The organism is Kitasatospora sp. NPDC001175 (assembly GCF_053598215.1).
The window spans coordinates 18868-32460 of the sequence record NZ_JBSFJU010000053.1; the positions used below are offsets into that span (position 1 = coordinate 18868).

Sequence of the window (13593 nt, forward strand, 5' to 3'; positions counted from 1 at the left end):
TCTGCGGTCCGAGCCAGTCTATCCAGCGCTTTCGGCACCTCAGCCGTGCTCCATATGCTGAGACGCGTATATCGACTGGTGGTCAGCGGCTTTCGTCAGGTCTCCGGACCCACCACCGGTGGCCGACAAGAATTGCCGGGGCCGCCGCCGAAGGGCTCGGAATTTTTCCGGCCGGCCGATTGATGAATTCTTCGTCACACTTTCCGCGTGCCCCGCCGCCCGCACCCGCCGGGCTGCGGGGCACGGCTCACATACCCAGCTCGGCCGCCATGAGGTCGCCGGCTTGCTGTTCCAACTGCTCGTCCGTCAGCCCGTCGTCGTCGGTGTCCGCACCCTCCACGGCCGCGCCGATCGGGCTGTCCAGCCGCACGTGCGCGATCAGCGACTGCAGCGCCCGCAGCACCGCCGAGCAGGTCGAACCCCAGTTGGACAGGTACGAGAACTGCCACCACCACAGCGCCTCGCTGACCCGGCCCTCGCGGTAGTGGGTCAGACCGTGCTGCAGCTCGCTCACCACACCGGCCAGGTCGTCCGAGATCCGGAAGGCGTTCGGACGCGCGGGCGGACCGTACGGGTCGAAGACCTCGTGGTACACGTCGATCGGCGCCAGCAGCTCGGCCAGCCGCTCGCGCAGCTCCACCCCGTCCGGCTCGGGGCCGGTGTCCGGCTCGAACCGGTCCTCCGGAAGGACGTCCTCGATCGCCCCGAGCCTCCCGCCCGCCAGCAGCAGCTGGGAGACCTCCAGCAGCAGCAGCGAGATCGCGCTGCCGGGTTCGTCCCCCTTGGCGACCTCGGTCACCGCGAGCACGAAACTCTCGATGGAGTCCGCGATCTGCACCGCGAAGTCGTCCGGTGCCTCGGCCTTGGTGTGCGGGTGCCGGAGGTGCGAGTGCGCTTGGGCGCGGGTGTGGTCAGACATCGAGCAGTCGTCTCCCTTCGAAGGCCCGGCCGAGGGTGACCTCGTCGGCGTACTCCAAGTCCCCGCCGACGGGCAGGCCGCTCGCCAGCCGGGTGACCTTCAGACCCATCGGCTTGCAGAGCCGGGCCAGATAGGTGGCGGTTGCCTCCCCCTCCAGATTGGGGTCGGTCGCCAGGATCAGCTCGGTGACCGTGCCGTCGGCGAGCCGCCCGAGCAGCTCGCGGATCCGCAGGTCGTCCGGACCGACACCCTCGATCGGGCTGATCGCGCCGCCCAGCACGTGGTAGCGGCCGCGGAACTCCCGGGTGCGCTCGATCGCGACGACGTCCTTGGGCTCCTCGACCACGCAGATCACCGCCAGGTCGCGCCGCGGGTCCAGGCAGACCCGGCACTGCTCGGACTCCGCGACGTTGCCGCAGACCACGCAGAACCGGACCTTCTCCTTGACCTCCAGCAGCGCGTGCGCCAGGCGGCGGACATCCGTCGGGTCGGCCTGCAGGACGTGGAAGGCGATCCGCTGCGCGCTCTTGGGCCCGACACCGGGCAGCCTGCCCAGCTCGTCGATCAGGTCCTGAACCACGCCCTCGTACAACTTCGCGCCTTCCCTCGTGCCGTCGCGTGCTCTCGTCTTCGCTTCCGCGCGCGCTGCAGCGCCTGCTTCCACGCCTGCTCGTACGCGCGCTCGCGGTGCCATCATCCAACGAATCGGGCGCCGGACACACCGTCCGACGCCCGACTTACCCATAAATCACACAGCGTGGCTGCGCTTCTGCTACCTGTCAGCCACCTGGGCCGCGCGACGGCCCGAGGCGGCCGGTGACCGGCCCCGGGATTTGCCTGTCAGACCCCGAGCCCTGCCGTCAGGTCCGAGGCCCGCCTTCTCAGAACGGAGGCCCGCCTTCTCAGAACGGCAGACCGGGGATACCGCCGCCGAGGCCCTGGGTCAGCGGGCCCATCCGGTCCGCCTGGAGCTTCTGGGCCGCCGCGTTGGCATCCCGGACGGCCGCCAGCACCAGGTCGGCCAGGGTCTCGGTGTCCTCGGGGTCGACCGCCGCCGGGGCGATGGTCAGCGCCACCAGTTCACCGGAACCCGTCACGGTGGCCTCGACCAGGCCGCCGCCGGCCGTACCACTCACCTTCGTCTCGGCCAGCTCCCGCTGAGCCTTGCCGAGCTCCTCCTGCATCTTCTGCGCCTGCTTGAGCAGCTGCTGCATGTTGGGCTGGCCACCAGGGAACACGGCTCACTCCTGCCTGTGCACGGAAATGTCACCTTGAGCCTACGCGCCGCCGTGCGGCGCGCAGGCACCGCCGGTCACCTGTTGTGGTGGATCTCCTCCAACACCGTCGCCCCGAGCTCGCGGATGATCAACTCCTGGCCGGAGTACGCGTCCTCCTTGAGATCCGGGTCGTCGTCCTCGGGGATGTCGTCCTCGGGCGCCACCATCGGGGCGGGCGGCGCCTGCGGCGGCGCCATGGCCGGCTGCGGCCGCGCCGGCGGCGCGGCCGGGGGCGGCACCGGACCGGGCGCGGGCTGGACGGGAGCCGGGGCCTGCGGCGGTGCCGCAGGTACGGCCGGCCTGGGAGCCTGCGCCGCCCCAGCACCGCCGCCCCAGCCGCCGCCGGCCTGCGGAGCCGGCGGCGCGTACGAGGACCCACCGCCGCCACCACCGGAGGGGTCGACGATGCACTCGACCCGCCAGTCCACCCCGAGGGAGTCGGCCAGCGCCTGCCGCAGCACGTCGTCGCTGTTGCTGCTGACGAAGCTGTCCCGGGCGCCCGCGTTGATGAACGAGACCTGCAGCACGCTGCCGTCGAAGCCCGCGACCTGGCCGTTCTGGCTCAGCAGGATCCAGGTGAACCGGCGGCGGTTCTTCACCGCATCCAGGATCTGCGGCCAGAGCTGGCGCACCTGGGCCGCACCCTGTTGCGCGACGGCGGACGGCTGCCCGCCCGACGGCTGCGACGCGGGCGCCGGGGCCTGCACCGGCGCGGGCGCCGGCTGGGCGTACGCCGGAGCGGGCGCCGGCTGTTGCGGCGCGGGGGCGGGGACGGGGGCAGGCGCGCCCCCGGCGGGCGGGAAGCTGCGCGGAATCGGCCACGCGCCGGGCGCGGGGCCCGCCTGCGCGGGCCCGGGAGCCTGCACCGGGGCGGCAGCGGAGGCCGGCTGCTGCGGCGCGGGCGCCACCGGGGCCAGCGGCATCGCGGCCGGGGCCTGTGCCGCCGGGGCCTGCGGAGCCGCTGCTGCGGGTGCCATCGGTGCCATGGGTGCCATGGGTGCCATCGGCGCCGCCAGGGCTCCGGCCGCAGCCCGCCGCTCCAGCTTGTCCAGCCGCGCCTGCAGCGACAGCTCGTCGTCGTACGCGCCGGGCAGCATCACCCGGGCGCAGATCAGTTCCAGCTGCAGCCGGGGCGCCGCGTTCCCGCGCATCTCGGTCAGCCCGGTGTTGACGATGTCGGCGGCCCGGCTCAGCTCGGCCGCCCCGAACCGGTCGGCCTGCGCCTGCATCACCGCGACCCGGTCGGCGGGGACGTCGATCAGCCCCTTCTCCCCGGCATCCGGCACGGTGGCCAGGATCACCAGGTCGCGCAGCCGCTCCAGCAGGTCCGTCACGAAGCGGCGCGGATCGTGCCCACCCTCGACCACCCGGTCGACGGCCTGGAAGACCGTGGCCCCGTCGTGCGCGGCGAAGGCGTCGACCACCTCGTCCAGCAGCGCCGAGTCCGTGTACCCGAGCAGCGCAGTCGCCATCTGGTACGTCACGCCGGCCTCGCCCGCACCCGCGAGCAGCTGGTCCATCACCGACATCGAGTCACGCACCGAACCGGCACCGGCCCGGACCACTAGCGGGAAGACCGAGTCCTCGACCTCGATGCCCTCCCGGCCGCACACCTCGGCCAGGTAGTCGCGGAGCGTGCCGGGCGGCACCAGCCGGAACGGGTAGTGGTGCGTACGGGAGCGGATCGTCCCGATCACCTTCTCCGGCTCGGTGGTCGCGAAGATGAACTTGAGGTGCTCCGGCGGCTCCTCCACCACCTTCAGCAGCGCGTTGAAGCCGGCCGAGGTCACCATGTGCGCCTCGTCCAGGATGAAGATCTTGTACCGGCTGTGCACCGGCGCGAAGAAAGCCCGCTCGCGCAGCTCGCGCGCGTCGTCCACACCACCGTGCGAGGCGGCGTCGATCTCGATCACGTCGATCGAGCCGGGTCCGCCCGTCGCCAGGTCCCGGCAGGACTGGCACTCACCGCAGGGCGTCGGCGTCGGCCCCTGCTCGCAGTTGAGGCAGCGGGCCAGGATTCGGGCGCTCGTCGTCTTGCCGCAGCCGCGCGGGCCGCTGAAGAGGTAGGCGTGATTGACCCTGTTGTTGCGCAGGGCCTGCTGGAGCGGAGCGGTCACGTGCTCCTGCCCGATGACCTCCGCGAAGGTCTCGGGGCGGTAGCGGCGGTACAGGGCTAGGGACACGCCAACGACGATATCGGGACACGCGGACAAACGCGTGGTCCCACCGAAGCAGCCCCGGAACGCAAGGACCCCCCGTGCACCCGCCAGAGCTCTCCTACCCTTGCTGCCTTCCGGCCCTGGGGGGGTTCAGAGAGATAACGCCGCACGAGGGGCTGCCCCAAGAGTAGCGGATCCCGGCCCCGGACCCCGCACTCCACCCCGATCTCCGATCCGCAGGCAGCCACCCGTGACCACCTACGAGACTGCGGTTCGCGAGCACCCCTCAACATGTACTAAGCTCTCCCACGGAGGATTCGCCTAGAGGCCTAGGGCGCACGCTTGGAAAGCGTGTTGGGGGCAACCCCTCACGAGTTCGAATCTCGTATCCTCCGCCTCTGCCCAGCTGGGCAAACGAGGGGCCCGACCGCACTGCGGTCGGGCCCTTTGTCGTTCCGTGGTTGCAGTTGCCCAGATGCAGCGGGGGCATGGCTGACTGCGCGACCGCATCCGGCCGACAGGCTCCCGGGCCAAGCCACCGCGTTCGCGCCCGCCGGGCACCACTCCTCCGGCAGGGTGCAATCCATGGCTTTGTCCGAAAAGACCCGCAAGATCATCTGATGTGAAGCAGGCGGCAGGTGCACGATCCGCCGGGTGCAGGTCATCCGGGACTGACCGCGACGACCTTTCGGTCTTCGGCGAGGCGGCCCACATAGTCGCCCGCTCGAAGGGTGGACCGAGGGCTGGCGCGCTGGACGACGCGTCCGTGGGACAGTCATACGAACCTGGTCCTGCTGTGCGGCAAGCACCACAAACAAGTCGCCGACCATCTTCCCGCCAGGGCAGCTCGAAGGCCCCGACCGCCCCGGCGGTCGGGGCCTTCGGCGTATCGTTCGACCACGGCCTGGTCCCCGATCTCCAACACGATCGCGGCCTCCGGACAGCAGCACGCCTCGTACAGCAGGTGTGCCGCCGAGCCGCCTCCAGGCCGCGCCGGTCACCGCAAGGCTCCGGAGCGGGCCCACCGGCGCCTCCGGCCGGGCACGAGCACCGGCCGCGACGGTGCCGCATTCCGCACCCACCAGCAGCCCGCGTTGAAGCAGGGCGAACATTTGGAACAGACCGGAGGTTCCCGAAGCCCAGATCAGGAGCCCGGTGAGCGTGCGGTGAGCGTGCGGTGAGCCACCGCCGCCACTGTTGCCCCAACGCCGGATCCACGCAGGACCGGCCACTGGGCGAGGAGCAGACCATGGGCATGCTGACCGGCAAGACAGCACTGGTGACGGGCGGATCGCGCGGAATCGGCCGGGCGATCGCACTGCGGCTCGCCGCCGAGGGCGCGTTGGTCGCCGTCCACTACGGTGGCAACGACGCTGCGGCCGAGGAGACCGTCGCGAGGATCGAGGAGGCAGGCGGCCGGGCGTTCGCCGTTCAGGCCCGGTTCGGCGAAGACGGCGCCGTGGACCGGCTGTTCGAGGGCCTGACCGCAGGCCTGGCGGGACGCGGACTGGACATCCTCGTCAACAACGCGGGCATCAGCTCGGGCAACCCGATCGCGCAGGTGACCATGGAGGAGCTCAACAGGCTGCTCTCCATCAACGTCAGCACGCCGTTCTTCGTGATCCAGCGCGCGCTGCCGCTGCTGAACGACGGCGGCCGGATCATCAACATGGGCTCGACGGCCAGCCGGTTCGCCGTCTCCACGCAGATCGGCTACACCGTCAGCAAGGCGGCGCTGGAGTCGATGGCCCCATCGCTGGCCAACGAGCTCGGCAGGCGTGGTATCACGGTGAACACCGTCGCACCCGGCGCGGTGCGAACCGATATGACCGCCGGCTACACCGCGATCCCCGAGGTGGTCGCCGGCCTCGAAGCCATCACCGCGCTCGGGCGGCTCGGCAAGCCCGACGACGTCGCTGACGTCGTCGGCTTCCTGGCGGGCCCGCAGGGCCGGTGGGTGACCGGCCAGACCATCGATGTCTCGGGCGGGACCTTTCTCGGCCCGATCGCCCACGCGTGATCAACACCGGGGGATAATCGCCGGCATGTTGTTCGGAATCCTGGGCGAGACCCGGGCCTGGCACGAGGACGGGGCCGAGGTTCCGCTGGGCGGACCGGCCCGCCGCGCACTGTTGGCCCAACTGCTGGTGCACCCGGGAGAGGTCGTGTCGGCGGACCGGCTGTCCGACGCCATCGACCCGGCCGGGTCACTGTCGGCGCACGCGCTGCAGTCCCAGGTATCCAGGTTGCGCAAGGCCCTCGGCCCCGGAGCCGCGATCGAACAGGCCGGGGCGGGCTACCGGATCGTAGTTCCGCAAGACGACGTGGACGCCTGCCGGTTCGAGCGACTCGCCCGGGAAGGGCGGGCCGCCTTGCGTGCCGACGACGCCGAACGGGCGGTCGCGCTGCTGCGCGAGGCGCTGGGACTGTGGCGGGGGCCGGCGCTGGCGAGCCTCGCCGAAGCCGAGACGGCCCAGCCCGCCGCTGTCCGGCTGGAGGAGCACCGGCTCGGGGCACTCGAAGACCGGATCGAGGGCGAGTGCCGAATCGGCGAACCCCGCTCTGTCATACCCGAGTTGCGCGAGCTGGTCGGCCGCCATCCGCTGCGGGAACGACTGGCGGGGCTCCTGATGAGGGCGCTGTTCGCCGAGGGCGGGCAGGCTGCGGCCCTGGTGGTGTTCGAGGAGACCCGGCGACACCTGGCCGATGAGCTGGGCGCTGATCCATCCGCCGAACTCAGGGCGCTGCACCGGGAGTTGCTGAGCACCGACCCGTCGCCCGCGCCCACCGCGCCACCCGCCCAGCTGACGGCATTCGTCGGTCGCGCCGACGAAGTGGCCGAGGTCGCCGGTCTGCTGCGGGTGGCCCGGCTGGTCACGCTGGTCGGCCCCGGCGGTGTCGGCAAGACTCGGCTGTCCGTCGAGGTCGCGGGTGTCGCGGCCGACGATGTCTGCTTCGTGGAACTGGCTCCGCTGCACGATGGCGCCGGACTGACGCAGGCGCTGCTGGGCGCGTTCGGCCTGCGTGAAAACGGGCTCACCATGGGGGACAGCGGGCCGACGCCGGTCGATCGCCTGATCGCGGCGCTGTCGGACCGGCAGCTCCTGCTCGTCCTCGACAACTGCGAGCACGTCATCGACGATGTCGCGGCGCTGGCAGCGCGGCTACTGGCCCTCTGCCCACGGCTGCGAGTCCTGGCAACGAGCCGGGAGCCACTCGGTATCACCGGCGAAAATCTCTGGCAGGTGCGGCCGCTCGACGGCGAAGCGGCCGTACGACTCTTCACCGACCGGGCCGACGCCGTGCGGCGCGGTTCCGCCGCCGACCCTCAGGTCGTCAGTCGGATCTGCGCGGCTCTCGACAACCTGCCGCTGGCCATCGAGCTCGTGGCGGCACGTGTCCGGACTCTGGATGTCGGCGACCTCGCGGGACGGTTGGATGACGTGCTCGAGGTCGCTGCCCGTGGCGGCCGCGCAGCCGCCGAGCGGCATCGGACGCTGCGCTCGGTGGTCGCGTGGAGCTGGGACCTGCTCTCCGGCCCCGAGCAACAGGCCGCACGGCGGTTCACGGTCTTCGCCGGTGGCGCGACGGCCGAGTCCGCGCTGCGGGTGTGCGGAACCGACGGCGAGACACTGGAGTTGTTGGTCGACAAGTCGCTCCTGGAGTTCACGGGCGGTCGCTACCGGATGCTGGAGACGATCCGCGCCTACGGTGCCGAACGGCTCGACGCGGCCGGTGAGCGCGAGTTGGTGCAGCGCGCACACACCCGGTGGGTCCTGGAGCTGCTGCGGACCGCAGATCCCCATCTGCGGCGCTCCGAGCAGTTGGAGTGGCTGCCGGTCCTCAGGGTCGAACACAGCAACTTCTCTGCGGCTCTGTGCTGGGCGGTCGAGGCAGCGGAAGTGGAGACGGGACTCCAGCTGCTCGCCTCGGCCTCGAACTACATGTGGATCCGAGGCGTGTCCGCCTCGGTCGCACCGCAAGCGATCGCACTCCTTGAAGCCATGGATGACGCACCACCGGCCGGCCTCGGTGAGGAGTACGTGGCGTGCGTGCTGCTGGCAGCAGCCGGCGTCGCCGGGCGGCCGGTGTGGCAGCGGCACCGCGCGACCGCCGAGAAGGCGCTGGCCACCGCCTGGTCGGGGGCACGGCCGGGCCGTTACCCCGTCAGCCTGTTCCTGTGGATGATGCGGAACGCGGGCGAAGCCGACCCGCAGCGCGCCTTTGCCTTCGTCTCGTCCCAGCGCGACTGCTCCGAGCCGTGGGCGCGAGCAGCCGCCCGGTACGTGTCGGGATTCGGCCCTCTCGGGCAGGAGGACACCGCACTGGCCGCACACGCCTTCGGCACGGCCGTCGAGGGGTTCCGCTCGCTCGGCGACCGCTGGGGCACTGCCCTGGCCCTGGACGCGCTCGCCGGTCTGGCGGGCGGGCGCGGCAACCGCGCGGAGGCCATCGCGCTGACCGACGAGGCTCTCGCGCTCACCGAGCAGCTCGGTGCCCTGGAGGACAGCGCCGATCTGCTGGTCAACCGGGGCGATCACCGATTCGGCGAGGACGCGGCGGCGGCCCGCGCCGACTATGACCAGGCCGCCGGTATCGCCCGCCGCGCCGGCAGCTCCACCGGCGTGGCGGCGGCCCTGCGGGGGCTCGGTGACATCGCTCTGCTCGACGGCGACCTGGCCGAAGCGGGGCGACTGTACGAGGAGGCCCTCGAACGGATCGACCCGCACTGGGTCAAGAGCGTCGGCACCAGGGTGCGCACACTCGCCGGCCTCGGCGGTGTCGCCGCGCGCCTCGGTGACACCACCGGGGCCCGGACGCGCTACCGGGAGGCCGCCGAGGCGGCGGTCGTGATCGGGGCCGCCACCCCGGACGCGCTTCGCCTGCTGGGCCTCCCGGAGACCGTCATCGAAGCCGTCATCGAGGCGGTGAGTGCGCGGTGAGCCACCGGTGAGACCTCCCGCGCAGTCTTTCCGTCGTGAAGAACCTCAACGTCCTGATCTCCGGTGCCTCCGTCGCAGGCCCCGCGCTCGCCTACTGGCTCCACCGGCACGGCTTCAACCCCACGATCGTGGAGCGCGCCCCCGCGCTTCGGGACGGCGGCTACGCCGTCGACTTCCGGGGCGAGGCGCATCTGTCGATCCTCCGCCGCATGGGCCTGATGGACCAGATCGAGCGCGCCCGAACCGGCACGGGATCCATGTCGTACGTCAACAGCGCGGGCAAGCCGCAGGCCAAGCTGCCCGCCGATCTGTTTGCCGGCGACGTCGAGATCCTCCGGGGCGACCTGGCACGGATCCTCTACGACGCGACCGAGAAGTACACCGAGTACGTCTTCGGAGACTCCATCACCTCGCTCGCCGAAGACGCCCAAGGCGTGACCGTCTCCTTCGAACGCGGCGCGCCACGCAGATTCGACCTGGTGATCGGCGCCGATGGGCTGCACTCCAACACCCGCCGCCTGACGTTCGGGCCGGAGGAGCAGTTCGTGAGGCACCTCGGCGTCCACTGCGCGATCTTCACCACGGCCAACCACCTCGGGCTCGACCACACCGGACACGCCTATCGCACCGCAGGCAGACTCGTCGCGATGTACAGCGCCCGCCACAACACCGAAGCCAAGGCCGTCTTCTACTTCGCCTCCCCGCTCCTGGACCTCGACCGCCGCGATGTGGCGCGGCAACAGGCCGTCCTCATCGAGCACTTCAGTGGCAACGGCTGGCAGAGCGACCGGCTGCTGCAAGACATGCGGTACGCGCCCGACTTCTACTTCGATTCGGTCGCCCAGGTTCGTATGGACTCCTGGACCCGCGGTCGGGTCGCCCTGATCGGCGACGCCGCCTACTGCCCCTCCTCCCTGTCGGGCATGGGAACGGGACTCGCCCTGGTCGGCGCGTACGTCCTCGCTGGAGAACTGGCCGCCGCGGACGGAAACCATCGGATCGCGTTCGCCCGCTATGAGGACGGGATGCGGGAGTACGCGGCGGGCTGCCAGAGGATGGGCGACGGCGTGGCCGGACTCATGGTTCCCGGAAACCGGCTCCTGGCCGCACTCCTCAACCACTACTACAAGGTCATGCCCTACCTGCCGGGAAAGAACATGGCCGCCAGGATCGCCCGCAAGACCGCCGAGAACATCGCACTGCAGGACTACCCGGAGCCGAACCGGCGTCAGCCGGGGGACGCCGCGCTCTCGACAGCGGGCGGGTGAACGGTGCGGAGTTCCGGCTCGCGTCACACGGTCGCAGCGGTCGTGCTTACGCTGGCGCAGCTGCCCGAGCACTTACGCCACAGCACTCGCAAGTCCCGGATTCCGGTCCCATTCATCGCCGTCCAGGGCGGACCACCCGCCTCCCCCAGCGGCCATGAACGCGCCCCTGGCGCCTTCCGTGCAGTCGGGGTGGATGCCGAGGCCCGCAGCGGAAGTGAGCTGGACCTCGGCCTCCCCGCCCACTGGGCATGTGTCCGGGATCACACGGCGGCTCGCCGGGCGGGTGAAATGTCGTGGCCGCAAAAGTGGTTGGCATCTACACGTATTCAACGCGTGTGCACTCACCGTCTGGCAGCTGCGAGGAACACCTATGACCGTCACCGCATCCTCCGCCTCCCGCGCGGCCGGGATCCTGTCCCGGCCCGTCGCACTGAACGGCCTGACCGTCCCCAACCGCATCGTGATGGCGCCGATGACGCGCATGTTCTCCCCGGGCGGCGTCCCCGGTGAGGACGTGCGGTCGTACTACGCCCGGCGCGCCGCCGCGGGCGTGGGCCTGATCGTCACCGAGGGGACCTACGTCGGCCATGAGTCGGCGGGGCAGAGTGACCGTGTGCCGCGGTTCCACGGTGAGGAGCAGCTGGCGGGGTGGGCGAAGGTCGCCGAGGCCGTTCACGCGGCGGGCGGGACGATCGTGCCGCAGCTGTGGCACATCGGCATGGTGCGCAAGCAGGGTGAGCCGCCCTACGCCGACGCCCCCGCCGTGGGCCCCTCCGGCCTCCGTGTCGACGGCACCGAAGGCCATGGCAGGGCGATGACCCGGCTCGACCTGGACGACGTCATCGGTGCCTTCGCCGAGGCTGCCGCGGCCGCCGAACGCATCGGCTTCGACGGCGTCGAACTGCACGGCGCCCACGGCTACCTCATCGACCAGTTCCTGTGGGCGGGGACGAACCGCCGTACCGACGCCTACGGCGGCGACCCGGTGGCCCGGACGAAGTTCGCGGCCGAGATCGTGGCCGCGGTCCGTGAGGCCGTTTCGCCCGGCTTCCCGGTGATCTTCCGCTACTCGCAGTGGAAGCAGGAGGCCTACGACGCGAGGCTCGCCGAGACCCCTCAGGAACTGGAGGCGATCCTGGCCCCGCTCGCCGCGGCCGGCGTCGACGTCTTCCACGCCTCCACCCGCCGCTACTGGCTCCCGGAGTTCGAGGGTTCTGCCCTGAACCTGGCGGGCTGGACCAAGAAGCTCACCGGCAGGCCCACCATCACCGTCGGCTCGGTCGGCCTCGACGGCGACTTCATCGGCGGCTTCAGGGGCGAGGGCGCCCCGGTCCAGGGCATCGACGACCTCCTCGACCGCCTGGAGCGCGACGAGTTCGACCTGGTCGCCGTCGGCCGCGCCCTGCTCCAGGATCCGGAGTGGGCGGCGAAGGTCCTGGCGGACCGGTTCGATGAGCTGAAGCCGTACGACGCGGCGGCGCTGAAGACGCTGAGCTAGTCCCTGCCCGGCCCAGGAGACCGACACGGTCCGCCGGCCCGCACCACGGCGGACATGTCGGCCGCGCCGTCCCGCCCGCCCGGCTACGCCGGGGGCTGCGGGGTGGTGCGGGCCTCGGCTGCGAACGGTGCAGCGACGCCTTCATGGCCGTGATGAAGGCGTCGCGCTCCGCCGGGGCGAGGAGGTCCAGCGACAGGTGGGGGTTGAGGTCCTCCGGCTCGACCAGCAGCAGTCGGCCGTCGCGGGTGCGGCATGCGTCGACGCGCTGGATGCCGTGGTCGATCGTGTTCCAGTCGACGAAGCGCTGCGCGAAGGCCAGGTCGTCGTTGGTGGGGCGGTACGGCTCCGGTCACCCGACGGCGACGCTCCGGCGGCCGGTCACAACCGGCCGGACCTTGGTCAGCATCAGGTCCAGGAACTGCTCCGGTTGCCGGAACGACGCGAAGTGGGCGGCGCCGCGGATCAGCGCGAAGTCCTTGACCGGGGCCTGTACGTCGTCGAAGAAGCGCTTGGCGAGCTCGGGTGCGGTGAGCACGTCCTGGTCGCCCTGGAAGATGAAGAACGGCAGGTCGAAGGTGGTGCCGTCGGCCCAGTCGTCGAAGGCGGCGGTGGCGGGGACGATCTGCTCGGACAGCTTCATGCCCTTGAAGAAGTACTTCACGTCGCGCAGCGAGTGCAGTGGGGAGAACAGCAGGGACCGCACCACCACGGTCTTCATGGTGTCGAAGGTCAGCGGGTCGCTGGTCACGACCAGCTTGGCGTAGGCGCTGAACTGCTCGGCGGTCCAGGCGGTGCGGTCGGGGCCCATCCGCTCCACCACGGCGACGTCCTTGGACTTGCCGGCGGCGCGCAGCCGTGCCAGCAGCGCCTGTCGGACGGAGTCGTCCAGGACTCCGTCGTTGATGTTCTGGTCGGTGCCGACGTAGGCCGAGTACAGCTCGGGGTGCCGGCGGGCCAGCCGCAGCCCGAAGACGCTGCCGAAGGAGTTGGCGACCAGGATCACCTGGTCCACCCCCAGGCGGGCGAGGGCGTGCCGGGTGACCTCCAGGGCGTCCTGGTACAGCCGGTCGAAGCTCAACTCGCCCTGGCCGTCGACGCCGGTGCGGCCGAGGGTCTTGCTGGTGCCCCGCATGTCCCAGCGCACGATGGTGAAGTGCTTCTCCCAGGCGCGGGTGCGCGCCCCGTAGGGCGCGTTGGAGGCGCCGGGGCCGCCGTGGATCTCCAGCATCACCGGGTTGCCCAGGTCCTCGCCACGGATCGAGATCCAGTGGTCTAGGCCGCCGATGCGGACGAAGCCCCGCTCGTCGATGCCGTTCTGCGTGTCGATCCGCATCAGCCGGGCATTGCGGGCCTGCCTGATCCGCCGGTACCCCAGCGCCCCGGCCACGGGCGTGGCGAGAGCCGCGGATGCCGCGAGAGCGATGCCGAACATGGTTACCCCCAGAAACTGTTTATCGAATACGCAGTTTCGTGTATGTTATACACAGTTCTGAGCGGCCGTCAATCATCCGTCCGCAGGACCACGTCGA

9 protein-coding genes, 1 tRNA gene, 1 other RNA gene and 1 pseudogene are annotated in these 13593 nt (G+C 71.1%); 5 read left to right on the forward strand and 7 right to left on the reverse strand.

The genetic code is table 11. The annotated features are described in order from the left end of the window. Window positions 1-247: 247 nt before the first annotated feature. From ACWDAK_RS29680 to ffs, 5 genes are all read right to left on the reverse strand, one after another. Window positions 248-919, reverse strand: coding sequence for a DUF5063 domain-containing protein (locus ACWDAK_RS29680; RefSeq protein WP_344636869.1), 672 nt, complete (start codon window positions 917-919; stop codon window positions 248-250). Then, on the reverse strand, window positions 912-1511 hold the full coding sequence (gene recR / locus ACWDAK_RS29685) for a recombination mediator RecR (RefSeq protein WP_427394550.1): 600 nt from the start codon (window positions 1509-1511) through the stop codon (window positions 912-914). The genes ACWDAK_RS29680 and recR overlap by 8 nt, the downstream gene beginning before the upstream one ends. 310 nt (window positions 1512-1821) lie before the next feature. Continuing rightward, on the reverse strand, window positions 1822-2133 hold the full coding sequence (locus tag ACWDAK_RS29690) for a YbaB/EbfC family nucleoid-associated protein (protein WP_425557625.1): 312 nt from the start codon (window positions 2131-2133) through the stop codon (window positions 1822-1824). Between the two features lie 98 nt (window positions 2134-2231). Beyond that, window positions 2232-4379 carry a DNA polymerase III subunit gamma and tau gene (locus tag ACWDAK_RS29695; RefSeq protein WP_344636866.1) on the reverse strand — a complete coding sequence of 716 codons (2148 nt, stop codon included), beginning with the start codon at window positions 4377-4379 and terminating at the stop codon, window positions 2232-2234. 60 nt (window positions 4380-4439) lie between these two features. Next, an RNA gene (ffs, locus tag ACWDAK_RS29700) (signal recognition particle sRNA small type) lies at window positions 4440-4536 on the reverse strand. Between the two features lie 129 nt (window positions 4537-4665). Here ffs and ACWDAK_RS29705 point away from each other — a divergent pair. The 5 genes from ACWDAK_RS29705 to ACWDAK_RS29725 all read left to right on the forward strand — a co-directional run bounded on the left by ACWDAK_RS29705 (window position 4666) and on the right by ACWDAK_RS29725 (window position 12064). Beyond that, a tRNA-Ser gene (locus tag ACWDAK_RS29705) sits at window positions 4666-4750 on the forward strand. 854 nt (window positions 4751-5604) lie between these two features. Next, window positions 5605-6375, forward strand: coding sequence for an SDR family oxidoreductase (locus tag ACWDAK_RS29710; protein WP_344636865.1), 771 nt, complete (start codon window positions 5605-5607; stop codon window positions 6373-6375). Window positions 6376-6400: 25 nt separating this feature from the next. Continuing rightward, window positions 6401-9298, forward strand: coding sequence for a BTAD domain-containing putative transcriptional regulator (locus ACWDAK_RS29715; RefSeq protein ID WP_427394551.1), 2898 nt, complete (start codon window positions 6401-6403; stop codon window positions 9296-9298). Between the two features lie 35 nt (window positions 9299-9333). Further along, window positions 9334-10566, forward strand: coding sequence for an FAD-dependent monooxygenase (locus ACWDAK_RS29720; RefSeq protein ID WP_344636863.1), 1233 nt, complete (start codon window positions 9334-9336; stop codon window positions 10564-10566). Between the two features lie 370 nt (window positions 10567-10936). After that, the gene (locus ACWDAK_RS29725; RefSeq protein ID WP_344636862.1) at window positions 10937-12064 is read left to right on the forward strand and encodes an NADH:flavin oxidoreductase; all 1128 of its coding nucleotides are present in this window, start codon (window positions 10937-10939) and stop codon (window positions 12062-12064) included. Between the two features lie 124 nt (window positions 12065-12188). On the opposite strand, the pseudogene ACWDAK_RS29730 reads toward ACWDAK_RS29725, so the two are convergent. Continuing rightward, window positions 12189-12410: pseudogene (locus ACWDAK_RS29730) on the reverse strand (hypothetical protein); the annotation flags it as partial. A gap of 3 nt (window positions 12411-12413) precedes the next feature. Then, window positions 12414-13496: an alpha/beta fold hydrolase gene (locus tag ACWDAK_RS29735; RefSeq protein WP_344636861.1), complete on the reverse strand. Its 1083-nt coding sequence runs from the start codon at window positions 13494-13496 to the stop codon at window positions 12414-12416. Window positions 13497-13593: the final 97 nt, after the last annotated feature.

Coding starts and splice junctions, on each gene's coding strand:
- ACWDAK_RS29735 (WP_344636861.1), bottom strand. CDS start 13,496: ATGTTCGGCATCGCTCTCGCGGCATCCGCGGCTCTCGCCACGCCCGTG.
- ACWDAK_RS29690 (WP_425557625.1), bottom strand. CDS start 2,133: ATGCAGCAGCTGCTCAAGCAGGCGCAGAAGATGCAGGAGGAGCTCGGC.
- ACWDAK_RS29680 (WP_344636869.1), bottom strand. CDS start 919: ATGTCTGACCACACCCGCGCCCAAGCGCACTCGCACCTCCGGCACCCG.
- ACWDAK_RS29715 (WP_427394551.1), top strand. CDS start 6,401: ATGTTGTTCGGAATCCTGGGCGAGACCCGGGCCTGGCACGAGGACGGG.
- ACWDAK_RS29725 (WP_344636862.1), top strand. CDS start 10,937: ATGACCGTCACCGCATCCTCCGCCTCCCGCGCGGCCGGGATCCTGTCC.
- ACWDAK_RS29710 (WP_344636865.1), top strand. CDS start 5,605: ATGGGCATGCTGACCGGCAAGACAGCACTGGTGACGGGCGGATCGCGC.